Here is an 18,504-nt window from a genome sequence, read left to right as displayed (position 1 = left end):
CGAAGCTTGGTGCACGTGAGTTTGTACCATCAAAACGGGCGGTAACCTGATCAGACAGCGCCGCAACTTCCGTGACCAGTTCTTTAATTTTGTCTGACTTGTCAGAACCGTTCAAAGTAGCCACAATTTCAATCGGGCTTTCCAGACGTTGAAGAAGTGTTTTTAACTGAGCTGAAGTATTTTGGTCTAACATGGCTAACGTCTCCAAGGGAGTAAATGTTTATTTAATAAGGCTATACTAAAACAAATGATGAAATAGGTAAAACAGTTTGTTTTCATTATTAAGATCGGATTATCAAATCAAATAGCATTTATAGTATCTTCACTAAACTCAGCATCTTTTCAAAACTTAAAAAACTGCAATGAAATAACAGTCAATAAAAACAATAAAAGCCCCTTTCGGGGCTTTTAACTTACATGATTTAAGGGTTAATGCGTTGTTCAACTCTTAATACGCGCCCTTTTAAAGACTGTGATAAGAAAAATAAAATCAAGCTCACAATTGCAGATAGAATGAGCATTGCAATAATAAAGATATTCACCAGACCGCTCATTTGTTCAGCTTGACTAACTTGCTTAGAAACACTCTGCGCCATCGGGGTGAGTGTTTTTCCATAAAGTTGATGCTGCATGGTCCAGAGTTGTTCAGGCTTGAAACCATATTCAATAAAATGGGGATCTGTTTTTTCCGCTTTAACCAACGCCAGAACCTGAGGAATGGCAGCATCTTTATCAACAGGTTTATGCAACAACGCGGCTTGTGCAAGTAAATAAGCCTTTACGGGATCATCTAGATTCGTCTGCTGTAAATATTGTGTCAATTCGCTTTGCTGAATATTTTTATCGTATTGAATCGCTTCGCTATAAGCATTATTTGAACCATCATTTAAATCATATTGCAGAAAGGTTAAGCCTGACCACAACACAATAAAAGCAACCAACCATCCCACAAATTTCAAAATAAAAGACTGAAAACGCGTATAAAAGAAACGTATTTTTTTCAAAAAATGAATGACAAAAAATGCCCCGACAAAAGAAAAAAACAGCTTCAGAATCAGCCAACCAAACCATGACAACAGATTAGTAAAATAATCAGTATGCTGCCCAAGTTCAGCAAGATTTGCATCCACACTCATGGGCATATGCAATTGCTTTAATTCAGTGCTAATTCCAAAAAAGCTATACACAAAATCATGTTGTAGAAATAAAGCTACCACTGAAGCAATAAAAACAGTGCTGCTGGTAATACCTAACAACATTAAATTGCGTTGACGTTTTTTCAACGCCACTACACCCGATTCAATCTGTTGCGGATTCACAGCATATTCATCTAAGGGAGGCAAACGGTTTCTCCTAAAGTGCGAGCAATGAACTTAAGGGTATTCTTAAGATTTATTCACTCCACTGGTACTTGATTCTATAACCAAATGATTCAAATTTTCCTGCAAAGCACGTAAGCGCGTCGTGGCTTCAGCACGTTTCTGCATACCTTCTTTCTGTACCTGAATCACATCATTCACTGTTTTAATGAGGGTGTTTTGCACATGTTCAAGCGTTTCGATGTCAATTACTGAACGCTGATTGGCTTTGGCAGTATCTACCGAGTTTTGATGCAACAAATCCGCATTACGGCGCAACAAATCATTGGTGGCATCATCAATACTATTGGCCAGTTGTACACTGTTTTTCTGCTCATTTAAGGAAATGGCCAAACTGATCTGGTTTTTCCATGCTGGTAAGGTGATGTTTTTAATGGCATAGAACTTATCCACCAGCATCAAGTTATTAGACTGGATAATCCGAATCATCGGCAAGGTTTGCATGGCAGATTGCTGCAAAACCTGTAAATCACTGACCCGTTTTTCCAGATTATTGGCCAGATGATTCAGGTCATAGACTTTTTGAACGGTGGTCTGATCTTGGGGTTGTGTGGTTAAAGATCCGATTTGTTGCTGAATTTCCTGTTCTTTCAATTTTCCGGCAGCAATATAAATGCCCAGTTGTTTATATTCGTCTTGCACACCCTGAAACATCTTATCCAAGGTATCAACACGACTTTTAAGCCCCGATTGTGAGGTTTCAATTTCTTTAACCAAAACATCAATTTGCTCTTTGGTACTATTAAAATTCTGATCGAAATTTTGCTTGGCTCCTTTCATTTTACTGATCAAGCCACCAAAAAAACCGGAACTTTTTTTCTTGTTGAGAATGCTACTGGTATTTAACTGCTGGGCAACCTGTACTACCTGGTTTAGCTTTTGACCGGTCGTGTCCAGGTCTTTGTTCTGCACCAGATTCAGTAGTTCATCGGTATAGCTTGATGTTTTGGTTGCAATATTTTTGCCATATTCCGCCACTGCGGTATGGTTCATTGCAGCTAATTCTTTATGTGCATTCATCACTTCATTAAAGTCTGAATGCTGCAAACCCATTTCTTGTAAATTCAATTGCTGAAATTTTTGCTGAACCATATCAGTGTTCACTTCAGCAGGGAGATCTTTCTGTTCAAAATCAGTCATGCTTCACCTGAATATTCTGTTTAATGTGTAGGTTTCTGAAGGGATTTTCTTAAAGTTTGGATCAGATTCTCTCGGCTATTATCCAGCTTTTCCAATTCAATTGTCGAATTGCTTTGGTTGCTTTGTTTAACATGATATTGCCATGCAGGAATCAAGACTTGCTGCGCCTCTTTAAAACGATCCAGCAAGGTAAACGAGAGCTGTTGAGATAACTGCATTTGTGTAATTGCAATATCATTACTGGCTTGTAAGGTTTGCAGAGTATTAATTTTTTTCGATAATCTTTCTGAAAAATTGTCTAACGGATGCTGATTCTTTACAAAATTAGGATATTCCACCAAGAATTCTTGCGCAGCCATAATATATTTTGCCATTTGTTCACGATGCCCGAGTAACTGCTGAAAACGAGCTTGCGACTTTTGAATCTCGATTTGCAATTTTTGACTTAAATAATTGGCACGGCTGAGCAATTGATCCAAGTTTTTATAATATTCGACCTGCCCAGAACCATATTCCAAGTCAATACCGAGCCACTTTTGCAAAGCATTAAACTTACGTTTTTTTAAATATTTTTTTGAATCTGCCAAGGATTGAATCAACTGTTCTATAGTTGAACTGAGTTGCTGAGTGAGATGTGGATCGACACCATTCAATAACACCGACTGTGCTTGAATAAGTTGATCAGCATAATGATTCAGACGATATTGATCATTCAGCAAAGGCACTAAATCATTACGCTGAATGGAGAGAAGTTCAGCCCGATTCACTTCAATTTCAGCCAAAGGAACGAGCACATCTATCTGGGACATAATATTAGAAACTCAATAAAATCATTTTTATAGTAAGCTTTTTAGAAAAAATATCATGTAGAGTTTTGCAATTGCTGTTTGCTATAAATCATAAATTTGATAAGAAATTTAATTAAAGTTCGAACAAGATTTAAAAAATAAAATTTACATCGCTTAATTCTATCTTTTGCTCATTTCGTTCACTACGTTGAAGATGAATATGTGAAGCATTGGATAACCTGCACCCCCTTCTCAGGATCATTTTTAAGCTTCTAAAAGCTTGAGTAATGCAGAGTGACAAGTTTGACTAGAATCTCAAGTTATGCACTGAACTTTGATGCTCATAAATATTTTTTGCAAAAATCACTTTCACAGATTTAAAATAATAATCTATAAACAATATATTTCAGACACTTAAATAAAGAATGATTCAATTTACTGATCAGGTTTTCTAAATTCCCTTAACACAACGATAATCCTGCCTGCATGATTATCGAGTACTTATAGTTAATTATCACTCGGTTCTTCATATCGCATCACTTTGTATCAATTCTACAGACTACCCCCCTCAAAGTCTTTGATAGCATTGGTTTGAGCTATTTTTAGCCCTATATCAAAATAGTGACTATTAGTGAAAGCACGCAGGCGGGAGGGAACTGCGTTTAGCCAAGAAACGCCTGCCCTTTCTAATTTAAATAGAGTGAAAATAAGTTATAAATGTGTTGAGATTACAGTTAGTAAAAGAATTGGAAGATAAGCTACAAGTAGCTGTTAAACTTGGTAAGCGGGATAATGCTGAACACCTTAAAATAGAACATCATAGGCAAGCTCACTTACGAACATGCATAGAAGAATCTAAAGGCGATTAGACCATAAAAAATATTTCTGACTTAAAATCAAAATAGAGTGTTCTTTGGATTTTGAGAAAAATATTACCTATTAACAGCTTAAAGTCATTCACCAGAATCACACAAAATGATCTATAAATAATGTGCTGATCCGAACCTTAGTTATTTAAAATTTTAACCAGTAGCAATGATGATCAATCCGTTTTTTCTGTCCCCAATAAAACCAATTTAAAAAGGATACTGCGATGAACGAGCGAATGAAAGCACTGGAAAAATCAATTATAGAGCTAATTCCAGAACTCACTGACATTTATAAAGATTTCCATCAAAACCCGGAACTTTCCATGCAGGAATTCAGAACTACTAAAAAAGTCGCGGAGTATTTGCGACCTTTAGGTTATGAAATTCATGAAAAAATTGGCATCACTGGTATTGTAGCCCTCCTATCCAATGGTGCTGGCTCGACGGTAATGCTGCGGGCAGACATGGATGCACTGCCGATGCCAGAAAAAACTGGCCTGCCTTATGCCAGTCAAGTCACAGGCGAAACTGCTGAAGGAGTTAGAACCGATATCTCTCACATGTGTGGACATGATTTACATGTTGCATGGCTCATGGGCGTTGCCAAAATCCTATCCCAGCATAAAGAAGCCTGGAGTGGAACACTGATGCTGGTGTTTCAACCAGGTGAAGAAGTTGCCCAAGGTGCATTAGCCATGATTGAAGACATGCAAGATAAATTTCCTAAGCCCGATATTATTTTGGGGCAGCATGTAATGGTAGGAAAAGCCGGCACTGTAGGCTATAAGGCAGGTGCCATTTTAACTGCGGGTGATAGTTTACACATTACCTTTCATGGTCGGGGGGCTCATGGTTCGATGCCGCAAAATTCGATTGATCCTGTCATGATGGCCGCCTATAGCGCAGTACGCTTACAATCAATTGTTTCCCGGGAAATCTCCCCCCAAGATAGTGCCGTGTTAACCATTGGCAGTATTCAAGCAGGAACTAAAGAAAATATTATTCCAGATACTGCTGTAATGAAATTGAATATGCGCAGTTATAAAGATTCTGTCCGCGATAAGATGCTGAATTCAGTCAAACGCATTTGTAGCTGCGAAAGTCATGCTTCGGGTGCGAATGATGAGCCTGAGATCAAATTTATAAACAGTTATCCTGTCACTGAAAATGATCTACAGGCAACCACCAAGCTAGAACAAAGTTTTATCGATTTTTTTGCTGAACGTGCTTATGTCACGACACCTGTCACCGCCAGTGAAGACTTCAGTTACTTTGGCCGTAAATGGGGCGTTCCTTATGTGTTCTGGTTTGTAGGTTCCACCGAGGCCAGCCAATGGGAACAAGCCGTACAAAACAATACTGTGGCACAAATTCCTGCCAACCACTCATCTCTATTTAAAATTGAACTGGATCCGACCGTGAAAACAGGTTTGGAAGCCATGCTGACTGCAGCATTAACCTGGTTATAATCCTGGTCTCGTAGGTAAATGGAGACATTAAATCATGCCTCATAGTACTTACAATCTCGTAAACAAAGGGGGCAATCAGCTTGATTATATGCCCCCTGCAATCTTCTCAAACTTCTGCATTCCAAAAATCTAAATTTCAAGTTTTCTTAGCTTTCGGAACCGTGAGCATGATCGATAGGATAGCAATCACGATCATCAGCACGTTAAATCCTAGTGCTATGATTGCAGCCTCACGCACGGCCAGGTTGTCCTGCCGCCCGGAAAATGTAATCACTCCTTCCAACCACATAATGCTTTCATTATTATCACTAAATGCAGTGAAAATTGCGGCTGAGATCGCTACGCCAAAGGCGGCACCCAGTGACGAAGCCATTTTGTAGATGCCTGAACCCGCACCAGCCTGTGCATCAGGCAAATTGGCCAGTGCTGCATCGGTAGATGGGGTGGCATAGAAAGCCAAACCTACACCAAATAACGAATAGCCGATGATGGCGAGGATTTTATAGTCTGTCAGGAATAGATTAGCCGGTGACAGCAGTACAATCGACAAGCCGGTAATGAGACAGCCCCAGATCATCGGCTTACGCGCACCATAAAGTTTCAATAATTTCTCGCCGACACGAATGAAAGCAATGATGGCAATTGCATACCCTAGGGTCAGCATACCTGCGGCCTGAGCAGTCATATTTCCGCCAAACTGTACCAACTGCAGCGATACAATCAGCGTACCAGCTACCGCATTGAGTAAGAAGTTGGAGATCGTTGCACCAGTATAAGTGGCGTTTTTAAACAGGCTGAAGTCGAAGAAAGCATTGGGCGATTTGGATTCAATTTTTAGAAAAAGGGCGCCAACCACCACTGTTATAGCGATCAGTCCGAGTGATAATAGACTGGCCCAGCCAAAATTATTACCCTGAGTGACGACGACCTGCAATGCCACCATGGCAACCATGAAGGTCAGTACACCTGGTAGATCAAATTTATAATCCCCTCTGGTTGCAGCCTTGCTCTCCGGTGTGCCACGCATCATCCATAGGCCCAATATGCAAACTGCAATTGACACGAAGAAGATTGAACGCCAGCCAAAGTTTTGCGACATCAGGCCACCAAACAATGCGCACAAGCCAGAACCGCCCCATGACCCAATCGACCACATACTGATGGCGCGTTGACGTTCTGCACCGTCCCAATAGGCTTTCACAACTGCCAAACTGGCTGGCATGATACACGCTGCCGAAAGACCCTGCAGCGCACGTCCGACTAACAGGACCGGTACAGCAAGCTCACCTGTCGGTGTCAGGCCAACCAGCAGAGAGCCAATGATGTTGAGATAGAAACCAATGCGTACGATCTTCATGCGGCCAATTCGGTCAGCTAGCCCACCCATGACGACGATAAAGATGCCGGAAAACAGTGCGGTGATTGCCACTGCGATGTTCATACTATTGGCTGTCATACCAAGGTCGCGACTCATGTCGGGTGCGATATTGAGAGTCGTTTGGGCAAATAGCCAAAAGGCTATGACCCCCATGATGATGCCAAACAGCAGGCGATCGTTACCTTTAAATGCTATGTTGCTTGTCGTGGAATTCATAAAAAACTCCTTTGTTATTCTTAATATAGCTCTGTGGTGCCCAGAAATAATCTCGTCGTTACTATCTAGCTGAATAGCATAGATCATATTGTGCACATCTATTCCCTTTCAATCTTTCTTATATCTTTGCTCAAAAGGTTTAAGACTTAAACTGCCATTAAAAAAATATAACTCATATTACTTTCAGCCTAAATGAATCTTTGTTGTGTTTTGTATTAACCCCCGCAAGAAAACGGACAATTAATTCGCTAATTCCAATAATGTTGGTTGTTGAAGTTCGGAAAACAGAATGAGTTAGGCAAATGTTAGAAGCTGAAGCTAATACTCACATTTAGAATTACCAAGGCAGGGTTAAAAGATTCAGGATTTCAGCAGCACGGATCTAAATAATACGATGATCTAGAAGGTCTTGCAGGACTAAAAGACGTTGAATTTCTTTGTAAGATATAGACACCAACATAGCAAACCGACCGCTTCGATAATCGCAAAAGTGCATATTCTTAAAGCCGACATTTTTATTTTGGGCTTACATTTTTGATTTTGTATAAGGTGTATTATGTTAATTTTAGAAATTCTTAATTTTTAAATATTTTGGAGCATTAGTTTTAATGAATCAATTGGAGCTAATCCTTAAAACCTTTCATGAATATGAGTTTAAGGAAGGGTTAGATGATTTATTTTATTTGTATGGTAACTTTCTTAAAGAAATCGATCCAGAGGTTAAGCTCGAATATAAACAAGATACAGCCTTCTTCAAAGCTCTGAAAATACTGTTAGAAAGTGGTGATATTTCTTTATTTTATAATTTAAACTATAAAGAGCCATCTAGAGATGGAGAGTTGCTGCTTGGAAGCCCACAAGACCAAATTGAACAGCTACAACAAGTTTGGCTTGGTAGCTTTGCTATCCATCAAATGGATCAAAAAAAAATAACTCTCTAGGATGGTACTTCTTGATAAATTGCCCTTACGCATTAGCTCATAAACTTTATGATAAAGATGGAAAATTCATCCGTTGGTTATATACAGACTAGCTGTCTTAAGACTTAATTAAGGGAGTTAATAACTAATATTTAATATAATACAAATGAGTAAAACCAATAAAATTCAATTTAAAGTCTAATTATATTTAAAATCCCCAGAAGACATTCAAAAATGGGCCTTGGATACTTTAGAAATTAATCCTTCAGATGAACTAGCTTTAGAAGTATATTTTTTGGCTGTTCATTAAGAGACTATTGAATATTTTAAAAAGATACATATCACTGATCTTGATATAAATGCGAGAAATAATGTAATCCATAAATTATTGAATGAGTATGTTCTTAGTCTCAGTACTTCTATTTAGTCAAAAGAGGATATTTATTCTTTTTTTCAAAAAATTACTTTAATTTCAGAATACTTAGAAAATAAAAATTTAAATAATTTACTTATTTCATATGATGATGAATTATATTTAGCCTTAAAAAATTATTCACTATTATAACCTATGGAAATATTTTATAACTTTATAAAAGAGCTCCAAAAATGGTAAAAACAAAACCCCATTCAACATAATGGCGCTTATACGAAACGAAATATAAAAAATATTTTTTTCATGTAGTTAAATAATTCCGATCTACCTAAAAACAGCAAAAAACTGGCTTAAAAACAAGTCGGAATTTTTAAACTTTTTTGATATATTCTGCCAGTAAAATCGATTACTTTATATTCAAGACGAAGCTTTTTTCAGTGTTCCTAGTCTTCCTAGAGCAAAAAATATCCCCCAATATCTTCGGATATAATGGAGACAGTTTTTGGCCGATCTTGTACGCATTTGCTTACATCAATTCCCGCCCTTTGCGGCTATACGATCTTGGGGTAATTTCCTATGATGGATTCATCAGGAACAGGAAGTTCCACACAATAATAAGAGCATAGATATGCACAAGGACAGTAAGGTACGACAGGAGTTATACCAAGCGAACCAATACGAAAAACCCCGGCAGGATACCGGGGTTTTTTTATGCATAAATATTTTTATAAAAGTAGGAGAAGTTTTAGCTACTCAGTCGTAGATAAAAGCTCATAATCTTTAGATTGAATGACCTCTACCCCAAGCCGTTCATTGATCTGTTTCATTAGATTTTGATAGTAGACAATTTCATTGTAATAAAAAACTTTCGCGGCTTTCTCAACATCACCAAAGCCCCCTGCATTTTACGGTACCACGCCGATCAGTTGTGGTGGAATACGATGGCCAGCCAACTGGTCATCACGACTGGCAATCTTAATATTATAAAACTCATCTTTAGCAGCCACCTCAGCCAGAGGAATAACATTCACCCCTTTTTCTTTTCCTCTAGGTGTATAGAGTAATAAATTTTTAAAGTTGCCTGCCCCTTTGGAATTCTCCAAAGCATCTTCTAAGGCGTCTACATCACCTTGAGTTTGTAATGCATCAGTCATGTGAAGAATAAAACCTGCATGAGCACCATTTTTATAATAGCGTCGACGGAATAAGGTGGCAGATTCATTCAGTAGAATCGCATTTACGCTGCTTAAATAATTGGGGACGCCATACACCTCTTGCCCAATGTCTGATTCAAATAAATGGATCATGTCTTGAGGTGTAAATTTATGGTTTTTAGTCTGGTCATAATCCAACTGAAAATAACTTTCCAAATCCAGACCACGACGCATATTTAATGCTGGTCGAGATCCGAGTCCAAGGATTCCTCCAAAAAGATTTCTTTTAATATGCACATAGCAATTTGCAAAAGTCAGAAGGTTTAATGCCAAAGCATTAAATTCATGTCGGCTCAACCAAGGATGAGGAATAAAATCGCTGGTTAAAATATTGCGTTTCACAATTAGTGCACTGGTGTGATGACTGGTTGCTCGGAACAGTTTGGCAGTAGCCAACATGTCATAGGGCAAGTCATACCAATCTAGCCATTTCGGACAATAGCCATATTCAAACAAAGCATGCCCATCCAGTACCGGTTCAGGTTGTCCAAAGTTACGACAGATAATTGAAGTCTTGGCTGATACTTCCATCGGTGCCTCAGTTGAGGCTACAGCAAATGGACTAAACCGTTGTAGGGGTTTAGGAATAAAATTATTTAAGTTCATGATTTGAATACTCGAATTCGGCTACGTTGTGCGCCTTGTTGTGATGCATCAGTGGTATCAATAATCGGAGCATTCTCTAATCCGTTCATGATTGCCCATGCCATATCACCATGACCATTTTCAGCAGATCGAGTGGTAATGAGCGTTTTATTGCCACCCCCACTGGTGAGTGCTTTTTTAATTGAAAGAAAGGCCTTTGCTACCGTGGTAAGACCGGCATCAAAATGTAAGCGTCTTTTTTAAAACAGTTCTTTTGCGCGTAAGCCCATACGTATTTTCAATTCAGGGTTATAGTTCAAACGCGTTAAAGCCGGGAAAAACTTAGCCACATGCTCTGCAACAGCAATACCATTACCGGTATTGTCTATACCTATAAACATGACGTGATAACGTCCACACACCTTTTTAATGTAAAGCGCCTGTTCCTGTGCGGTCAGTCCCTTGAACTGTTTAACCTCTAAAATCCGATAGGGTTCTAATGGGGTACGTGGCGGTGCAATCACGGCCAAGGCAGCATTGTCACCGGTAAATGATGGGTCGTACCCCAACCAGACATCACCTTGATAGTGAGGTGTTTCATTGGGATGAAAATCATTCCAGACTTCCCATGAATCCACCATATTGGGAATGATATCTTTGAGTGGGAAATATGAGCCTGAGTCATCAATAAAATCACAATCAAACAGGTTGGCAAACTCATCATCACCATATTCTGCAAGCAAGTCATCACGATCAAATAGATCACAGCCTTTGGCTTCAGCATCATCTAAAGTGACAATTTGCCGGGTCTTACGGTCGGCACATTTCACAGGTAATTTTAAAGCAGCTTTACTGATATCAATTTCAATCGGTAATTTACGTTTACTGTCTGTGCCTGTCCAAAATGCATAGGCTTCATGCAAAATGCTGGAAGGCGTAGACATGTAAATTTGCTTGTACATTTTTTGCGAAGCCATCGCACTGGCCACTTTTTTGAATTTCAAAAAATTACGAATCCAAAAAAATTCATCCATGATGACATCACCATGTCGACCCTGGGCGGTCAGGGCATTTGTTCCTAGGTAATAAATGGTCCCCTGTCCATTCGGTCCATTAATAACAATTGGATCTCCGGTCAGTTCAATCCCACAAACTTCAAGTACAAAGGCTTTAATGTATTCAATAAACTGATAGGCCTGCGCCTTGGAAGCAGACATGAAGATTTTGTTCTTGCCTGTTTTGAGCAAATCAATCAATGCCCATAATGCAAAAATATAGGTGGCACCGATCTGCCGGGATTTCAGCAAAATGAAAATCCGTGACCAGGATATAGCATTCATCCACTCCTGTTGATACAAATATAGATATTCCTCAAAGGCTTGTTCGAGTTTCTGTAAATCTTCTTCAGTCAGCTGATTTTTCAGTTTTTGCTTACGTGGTTTATCATTACGATTTTCAAGTTTAGGATTGAGATCCGCTTGTGTTCCTCCTTCACGATAGCGTTCTATTCGTGCCCAACGTTCAAATTGAACCCCGATAAAATCCATTTCTTTATAGTTGGCATTGCTCTTCCCATCCATAAAAGTCAAAGCCATATAGCGAACTTTTAACCCCAAAGTCACGTCATCAAATAAATCCGCTTTTTCCCAGGCATCGCGCTGTTTCCAACTTTCGACTGTGGCGCGATTCTCTTCGATTTGTTTGGCAATTTCAGAGACAGACATGCCCATCGCAAACAGGATTCGTCCATGTTGCCGGGGATTCATAAGGTCGAACTGTATAGGTTGAGGTGTATTCATGCCCTCAATGTTGCCCTATGCACAGATTTTCCCAAAATGGAAAAATCCTGATTAAGCGTTAAACAGGATTCTGGTCGTTGCGACACCTATCCCCTTACAAGCAGACTGCATACATCAGAAACATAGATGGAAATTTGTATGGGACTTGCAGGTGAAGGGCGTGTTGAAAAACGTTTTCGAGTTGCACGTGAAGGTCAAACAGTTGATGGACGTGAACTGACTGGACAGGAAATTCAGCAAATGGGTTCAAGTTACAGTCTGGAAAAATATGGGGCACGAATCAATCTCGAGCATTTTTCAGGATGGTCACCCGAACCGCCATTCAATGCCTATGGCGACATCATCAAAGTTGAAGCTGTGCAAGAAGATGGCAAGTGGTCACTTTATAACACCATTTCTGCTTTGCCGAACTTTGTGGCAATGAATAAAGACGGTCAGAAAATTTATCCATCAATCGAGTTTTACCGCAACTTTGCCGGAACAGGAATTGCCTATCAGGTGGGTCTTGGTTTGACCGACACCCCTGCTTCACTCGGTACTGAACCTATCAAATTTTCAGCTAATCAATTTGCAGTACGCACTCAACCCAATGCGGAGATTTTTATGTCTATTCCGACAGCACCGGCTGAACAGAACAATTCAGTTCCGAATGATCAAAAAGGTTTTTTAGAGCAGCTCAAAAGCATGCTTACACCGAGCCAACCAAAACCGGCAGTTCAGCCTGACGATTTCCAAGCCGTAGTGACACAAGGTTTAGTAACTGCTTTAAACGGGATTAAAGAGCTGAATGATAAATTTAGTGCCTTGCCCACTCAACCGTCTGCTCCAGTTACCACAACGGCACCAGTCACCCAAAATACGCAAGTACCTGCAACCCCGGAACAGGATCAATTAAGTCAGGCGCTTGCTCCAATTTTGCAGTCTATCCAATCTTTACAGCAGCAATTCACCCAGCTTTCAAAAACGCCTGTCAATACCCCCCCTGCTTCAAGCGGTGGTGATACTGACCAAGTTGCATACTAATTAAAACTGACCAGATTTCATTCTGATTAAATAAACAAGGAATTTTTCAATTATGGCAGTCGTTCTGAATCCCATTGCACGTACTAAACTTTCGTCATATATCGCTGATATTGCACGTGCAAATAATGTAGAAGATGCAAAATACACCTTTGCCGTTCAACCTGTACCTGAACAAAAAATCATTGCTGCTTACCAGGAGTCCGCGGACTTTTTAAAGCAAATTAATGTCTTCCCGGTTGATAATGCCAAAGGGGAAAAAATTGGGCTGCAAATTGGTTCTTCTGTTGCAGGCACCACCGATACCCGAGTCAAAGCCCGTACACCGGTTGCCGCTGGCACACTGGATTTACTGGATGAATACGACTGTACCCAGACCAACTATGACGTGGCGTATTACTGGTCATTGCTAAATGCTTGGAAACACCATCCGGACTTTAAAGCCAAATTGCAGGCGATGGTGATTAAAGCCATTGCACTAGACAAACTGTGTATCGGTTTTAATGGTTTATATCGTGCACCTACTTCTGACCGGATCGCCAATCCTCTTTTACAGGATGTAAAAAAAGGCTGGTTGCAAAAAATTCGTGATATTGCACCGGAGCAGCATTATGAAGGTGTTGATGATGGTACCGGTAATCTGGTGATTAAAGTCGGTGCAGGCAACGAGTTTAAAACGGTCGATGGACTGGTTGAGTTTGCGGTTGAAGAATATATCGCTGAACAACATCGCGAAAGCGGATTGATTGCAATTTGTGGCCGTGGGATTTTGAGCGACAAATACTTGCCGTTGCTGAATACCATCCAAGATCCAACCGAACAGCTTGCTGCACGAACAATTTATGCCAATAAGCAGCTCGGTACCTTGCAAGCTTTGCATGTCCCTAAATTCCCGGCAAAAACGATTTTGATCACGACTCCGGATAACCTTTCGATTTATATGCAGTCAGGTACCTTGAACCGTTCCATTGTCGAACAGCCTGAATGGGATCGTGCCGTTGACTACCAGTCTGTGAATGAAGACTTTGTGGTGGAAGACTATTCGAAATGTGTGCTACTTGAAAACATTGAGGTAGAAGCCTAATGTCGAATTCAATGCGCCAAAACCGTGAAAAAAAACTGGCTCAAAAAGCAATAAAAAATGCTCAAAGCCTCGATCTACGTTTACGCAAGAAAAAAGTGATTATGGGCATTGATCCTGGTGTGCCTGAAGGTGATCGAACAGGCACAGTCCTTGTTGCCACCTCTCCTGCAGCAAATATTGAATTGCGTTTGTTCAATCATATGAACGAGCTGCAGGACACCAAATCAACGCAGGAAAAAATTGCTAAAAAAATAGCATGGCTACCTGAATATTTAGGCTATATCGAAGGCTGTTTGGCGGTTTCTCCATCTGCCCAAAACACCACGCTAGTGACCTTAATGATCTGGGCAGTCGATGCAGGTGAATACGCCCTAGCTATTCGTATTGCTGAATATGCCCTTTTAAATGACATGGTCATGCCTGAAGGATATAGCCGCAATATTGCAGAGTTTGTCACTGAACAATGTGCTGAAGATTTTCTGAATGATTCAGACCTCGCTCTTGCCCATGCTGAACTGATTAAACGAATTATTGAGCTGGGTGTGGGTGAACAAATGGTCGATCAAGCCCGTGCCAAAATTTACCGTGCTTCCGGAGATGCTTTAAAAGAAGCCCAACCCCATGAAGCACTCAATGCTTATAAAAATGCCTTGCGACTCAATAGCAAAGTCGGCTGTAAAAAAGATATTGCAGCCCTTGAAAAGCTATTGAATCTGCAAACAACCGGGTCGTCTCCCGACGCCACTGTCGGCTCGCAGGCTGATTCACTTGATGCTTCGGCAGCAGATGTGTCAGTTCCTGCGTCCACCGACTCTAATGTGTCTAGCGACACAAGTTCGTCAGCGGAGTAAGTAAAATGCTGCTAAACGCACCCGTGACCAATAGTGAAGTTCCGAATCCTGATCCAGAGCGTCCTAACGTCAGTATTACCGATTTGTTGGGTACGGTGCGTTTAGATCAGTCCAAGGGCGAGCCTTTGCTTACAGAAAAAATCCTGTTAGCGATGGACATCATCAATGACCAGGTCCTTTTACTGAAAATAGAAACAGAAACCCAAATTCGAAAATACAAACGTGCGGTCTGCTATGAAGCAGCAGCATTGATTAGTGAAGAGAACCTAGATTTTGATACCACAACAAATGGTCAATCACGTGGGGAAAATCAACAGGAAAAAGCTCAATCGCTACGTCGAATTGTAAATCACACCATTGCTGACCTGACGAACCGAAAACGTAACCGGGTCAAACTGGTATGAGTACAGTCAATGCCATACAGGGCGATACTTTAGATGCTATTGCATACCGTTATTTCAAAGACAATTCAGTACAGGTTTTGGCTGTACTGATTGAATTAAATCCTGAGTTGCATGGAACATTTTTAGACGAGCATCAAACCGTTATTTTGCCTGAAACAACTCAAATACAAAGTACTCCCTCACTGAAACTGTGGGATTAAAGGGGAACCGAATGAATGATCCTATTTCAATTAAGGGATTACCGTGGCTTTTAAAAATTATTGCCGCGATTATGGGTGCAATTTTAGCGCTGATTTTAAGCGGTGATATAGATCCACAAGGCCGAATCAAAATTACCATCGGGGTGATTTTAAAATTCGCGATTAGCGTGGCCATTAGCCTATATGGTGGATCTGCTTTTATTGAATATTACCAACTCGCCCATTACTCAATGCAGTCCCAAGGTTTTGTGATGCTGATTTTTGCCGTCTTTGGCATGTTGCTGATTGGTATCGGGTATCAATCCATGCAGTTATGGAAAGGTAAAGCATTCAGTGAAATTATTACTGAAATTAAAGCTGCCTTTGCCGCCATGTTTAAATAGGAAAAGAGAAATGTCAAAAAAACTCACTATTGAACAAATCCAGCAACAAGCCGAAAAACTGGGGATTGAAACTGCAGCCCTTCAAGCCATTCATGAAGTGGAATGTCGAGGTTCAGGATTTAATCCAGATAACACGCCGGTGATTTTATTTGAACGTCATGTCATGCGTCAGCGTTTAATTGCCAATAAGCGTGATTTCGATTTGCGAATAATGCTAATAGAACGACCGGACCTCTGTAATAAATCATCTGGTGCATATGGCTTATATTCCGCTCAGCATGGCCGATTAGCAGCTGCTGCTGAATATCATCGCGAATCCGCCCTTGAGTCCTGTTCATGGGGCATTGGTCAAGTGATGGGCTATCACTGGCAGTCCTTGGGCTATACATCACTACAAGCATTTATCAATGCAATGTATAAAGATGAAGCCTCTCAACTTGATGCCATGTGCCGGTATATTACTGTAAATAATCTTATAAATGCCCTTAAAAGCAAACACTGGAAAGTGTTTGCACTAGGCTACAATGGCAAGGCTTATGCAAAAAATAATTACGATATCAAGTTAGCAAATGCATATAAAAAATTTGCTGAAGGATCGTAAGTCATGCAAGCCTTAATTCCATTAAAGCCCTATCTGAAAGAAAAATTGCCATTGATGACGGCAGATAAATGTCATCTGTTTATTGTGAATGGCACTCAAGCAAAGGGCTATATGGAATATACCGCTCGGTTGCTCTTCTTGGATTATCGCGGAGATCCGATTGAAGTGATCATGCAGATTCGTGAATGGCTCAAGTCCAAAAAGCTGCATTTGGATGCAACAGGCAACGATGTACAAATTTCATTTAGCAGTGAAATTATTGATGCCAATACCTTTGATCTTGAGATTGATTTTCCGCAGCGCGATAAAATCGTGATGGATGATAATGGGTACCATGTTTGTCCGGAAATGGTCTGGAGCGATAAGTCTGGAAAATTTGTACCTGCAGGAACTGAATAATGGATGCCTATGCTGGATTAGATCATTGGCTTGATCAGATTGCGCTGCGTCTTGAACCAACCCAGCGACGAGAACTGATGCGTCGTTTGGCTCAAGGTTTAAGGGTACGTAATCGGGATCGAATCAAACAGCAGCGAGATCCAGATGGCCATCGTTTTATTCCGCGTAAACGCAATCAAATCGGAAATAAAAAGCGCCAAGGTGCTTTATTCCAGAATATCGGTAAACAAATAAAAATTGAGTATTCTGCAGATCATGCTGCAGTCGGTTTTGGTGGACGTATTGCACAAATTGCGGAAGTTCATCAAGAAGGTAAAACCATTAAGCCTAGTCGTTATGCAAAAGCCACAAAATACCCTATTCGAGCATTGGTGGGATTTAGCAAAGACGATGAAAAATGGATTGAATCTGAAATACAAAAGTTCTTATTAATATGATCGAACTCAGATGTAAATGCGGAAAATTACTGTGCCGCATAGAAAAACTCACAGTAAAACTTGAAATCAAATGTCCTCGATGTCGAGTGCTAAATCATTGGAACGCCTAGAGCGTCAGGTTAGATAGCCCAGAGCTACCAACGGAGTTGACGTATGTCCCCGAAAACTAACCCTAACACCTTAACAAAACCAACTTATAACGCTTCTGGCCGTTCTTTTTCAGGTTGGTTGGGTGGTAAATCTCAACTGGCACGTACCATCATCGAGATGATGCCCGAACATAAGCACTACTGCGAAGTATTTGGTGGTGCAGGTTGGGTCTTATTTAAAAAATCAACGTCTACACTTGAAACCATCAATGATGTAAATGGGGATTTAATTAATCTGTATCGTGTTTTTAAATACCATCCTGAAGCCTTAGAAAAAGAGTTTGAAACACAACTGATCAGCCGTGAAGAATTTGAACGTTTAAAGGCCGAGAAGAATACTTCACTGACTGATGTTCAACGCGCAGCGCGTTTTTATTACTTACTACGCACCTGCTTTGGGGCAAAAGTTGCCGAGCCGAATTTCTTTTCTCATGCAGAGCGTCCACCTTCTTTAAAACTCGGTGATGACCTGAAAACAGTACTTTCAACCATTCATCAACGTCTGCAGAAAGTAAATATTGAGAATCGCAATTATGATGTTTTGATTCAAAAAATGGATCGGGAGGACACTTTGTTCTATCTAGATCCACCGTACTACAACTGTGAAAAGTACTATGGCAAAGATATTTTTGGCCGTGATGATTTCATTAAATTGCGTGAATTACTGAAAAATATTAAAGGTAAATTTATTTTAAGCCTGGACGATGTACCTGAGGTGCGCGAGTTATTTGATGGCTTTTATTTTCATAGCAAAAAAATCCGCTGGTCATTAAACAGCAAAGCCCAGGATGAAAATAATGGCAAAGAGCTGATCATCACCAATTTTCAAATTCCTGATTAAGCGTT

Annotated in this window: 19 protein-coding genes and 1 pseudogene; 13 read left to right on the top strand and 7 right to left on the bottom strand. The window is 40.2% G+C overall.

Annotation, left to right across the window (positions count from 1 at the left end; all coding sequences use genetic code 11):
* From E0H89_RS15590 to E0H89_RS15575, 4 genes and pseudogenes are all read right to left on the bottom strand, one after another.
* A pseudogene (locus E0H89_RS15590) lies at nt 1-193 on the bottom strand (alkyl hydroperoxide reductase subunit F); the annotation flags it as partial.
* Nucleotides 194-422: 229 nt separating this feature from the next.
* Complete coding sequence (locus tag E0H89_RS15585; RefSeq protein ID WP_131218327.1) at nt 423-1,343, bottom strand: hypothetical protein; 921 nt, start codon at nt 1,341-1,343, stop codon at nt 423-425.
* Between the two features lie 42 nt (nt 1,344-1,385).
* Entirely contained in the window at nt 1,386-2,519 is a 1,134-nt protein-coding gene (locus tag E0H89_RS15580) for a toxic anion resistance protein (RefSeq protein WP_131218325.1), read from the bottom strand.
* Nucleotides 2,520-2,539: 20 nt separating this feature from the next.
* A complete protein-coding gene (locus tag E0H89_RS15575) occupies nt 2,540-3,328 on the bottom strand; it encodes a tellurium resistance protein (RefSeq protein ID WP_131218323.1) in 789 nt (262 codons plus the stop codon).
* A gap of 1,072 nt (nt 3,329-4,400) precedes the next feature.
* On the opposite strand from E0H89_RS15575, the gene E0H89_RS15570 reads away from it, so the two are divergent.
* Nucleotides 4,401-5,645 carry an amidohydrolase gene (locus E0H89_RS15570; RefSeq protein WP_250697889.1) on the top strand — a complete coding sequence of 415 codons (1,245 nt, stop codon included), beginning with the start codon at nt 4,401-4,403 and terminating at the stop codon, nt 5,643-5,645.
* A gap of 136 nt (nt 5,646-5,781) precedes the next feature.
* Here E0H89_RS15570 and E0H89_RS15565 read toward each other — a convergent pair whose 3' ends face one another.
* A complete protein-coding gene (locus E0H89_RS15565) occupies nt 5,782-7,239 on the bottom strand; it encodes an MFS transporter (RefSeq protein ID WP_131218321.1) in 1,458 nt (485 codons plus the stop codon).
* A 608-nt stretch (nt 7,240-7,847) separates the two neighbouring features.
* Here E0H89_RS15565 and E0H89_RS15560 point away from each other — a divergent pair.
* Nucleotides 7,848-8,180: a hypothetical protein gene (locus tag E0H89_RS15560; protein ID WP_250697888.1), complete on the top strand. Its 333-nt coding sequence runs from the start codon at nt 7,848-7,850 to the stop codon at nt 8,178-8,180.
* 1,257 nt (nt 8,181-9,437) lie between these two features.
* Here the strand turns inward: E0H89_RS15560 and E0H89_RS15550 are convergent.
* Nucleotides 9,438-10,352 (bottom strand): phage portal protein, encoded by a 915-nt coding sequence (locus tag E0H89_RS15550; protein WP_250697887.1) that lies wholly within the window; start codon nt 10,350-10,352, stop codon nt 9,438-9,440.
* A gap of 239 nt (nt 10,353-10,591) precedes the next feature.
* On the bottom strand, nt 10,592-12,130 hold the full coding sequence (locus tag E0H89_RS15545) for a terminase large subunit domain-containing protein (protein ID WP_250697886.1): 1,539 nt from the start codon (nt 12,128-12,130) through the stop codon (nt 10,592-10,594).
* A 138-nt stretch (nt 12,131-12,268) separates the two neighbouring features.
* Between E0H89_RS15545 and E0H89_RS15540 the strand changes: the two genes are divergently transcribed.
* From E0H89_RS15540 to E0H89_RS15490, 11 genes are read left to right on the top strand one after another with little or no spacing between them, the layout of a single operon-like run.
* Entirely contained in the window at nt 12,269-13,153 is an 885-nt protein-coding gene (locus E0H89_RS15540; RefSeq protein WP_131218319.1) for a GPO family capsid scaffolding protein, read from the top strand.
* A 52-nt stretch (nt 13,154-13,205) separates the two neighbouring features.
* Nucleotides 13,206-14,234 carry a phage major capsid protein, P2 family gene (locus E0H89_RS15535; protein WP_131218317.1) on the top strand — a complete coding sequence of 343 codons (1,029 nt, stop codon included), beginning with the start codon at nt 13,206-13,208 and terminating at the stop codon, nt 14,232-14,234.
* Nucleotides 14,234-15,085: a phage terminase small subunit gene (gene gpM, locus E0H89_RS15530; protein WP_131218315.1), complete on the top strand. Its 852-nt coding sequence runs from the start codon at nt 14,234-14,236 to the stop codon at nt 15,083-15,085. The genes E0H89_RS15535 and gpM overlap by 1 nt, the downstream gene beginning before the upstream one ends.
* 5 nt (nt 15,086-15,090) lie before the next feature.
* Entirely contained in the window at nt 15,091-15,489 is a 399-nt protein-coding gene (locus E0H89_RS15525; RefSeq protein WP_131218313.1) for a head completion/stabilization protein, read from the top strand.
* Nucleotides 15,486-15,689 (top strand): tail protein X, encoded by a 204-nt coding sequence (locus E0H89_RS15520; protein ID WP_131218311.1) that lies wholly within the window; start codon nt 15,486-15,488, stop codon nt 15,687-15,689. The genes E0H89_RS15525 and E0H89_RS15520 overlap by 4 nt, the downstream gene beginning before the upstream one ends.
* 11 nt (nt 15,690-15,700) lie before the next feature.
* Nucleotides 15,701-16,072, top strand: a complete 372-nt coding sequence (locus tag E0H89_RS15515; protein WP_131218308.1) for a hypothetical protein — start codon at nt 15,701-15,703, stop codon at nt 16,070-16,072.
* Nucleotides 16,073-16,082: 10 nt separating this feature from the next.
* Nucleotides 16,083-16,673, top strand: a complete 591-nt coding sequence (locus tag E0H89_RS15510) for an N-acetylmuramidase family protein (protein WP_131218306.1) — start codon at nt 16,083-16,085, stop codon at nt 16,671-16,673.
* A gap of 3 nt (nt 16,674-16,676) precedes the next feature.
* Nucleotides 16,677-17,072, top strand: a complete 396-nt coding sequence (locus E0H89_RS15505; RefSeq protein ID WP_131218304.1) for a phage tail protein — start codon at nt 16,677-16,679, stop codon at nt 17,070-17,072.
* Complete coding sequence (locus E0H89_RS15500; protein ID WP_131218302.1) at nt 17,072-17,509, top strand: phage virion morphogenesis protein; 438 nt, start codon at nt 17,072-17,074, stop codon at nt 17,507-17,509. The genes E0H89_RS15505 and E0H89_RS15500 overlap by 1 nt, the downstream gene beginning before the upstream one ends.
* A complete protein-coding gene (locus tag E0H89_RS16940; protein WP_081399729.1) occupies nt 17,506-17,619 on the top strand; it encodes a Com family DNA-binding transcriptional regulator in 114 nt (37 codons plus the stop codon). Before E0H89_RS15500 ends, E0H89_RS16940 begins: the two co-directional genes overlap by 4 nt.
* Before the next feature lie 43 nt (nt 17,620-17,662).
* Nucleotides 17,663-18,499, top strand: a complete 837-nt coding sequence (locus tag E0H89_RS15490) for a DNA adenine methylase (RefSeq protein ID WP_131218300.1) — start codon at nt 17,663-17,665, stop codon at nt 18,497-18,499.
* The last annotated feature ends 5 nt before the right edge of the window (nt 18,500-18,504 follow it).

It is taken from the genome of Acinetobacter sp. ANC 3781 (assembly GCF_004331285.1).
GTDB lineage: Bacteria > Pseudomonadota > Gammaproteobacteria > Pseudomonadales > Moraxellaceae > Acinetobacter.
The sequence above is the reverse complement of the archived record's forward strand: the minus strand, read 5'-3'. Positions and strand labels throughout refer to the sequence as shown.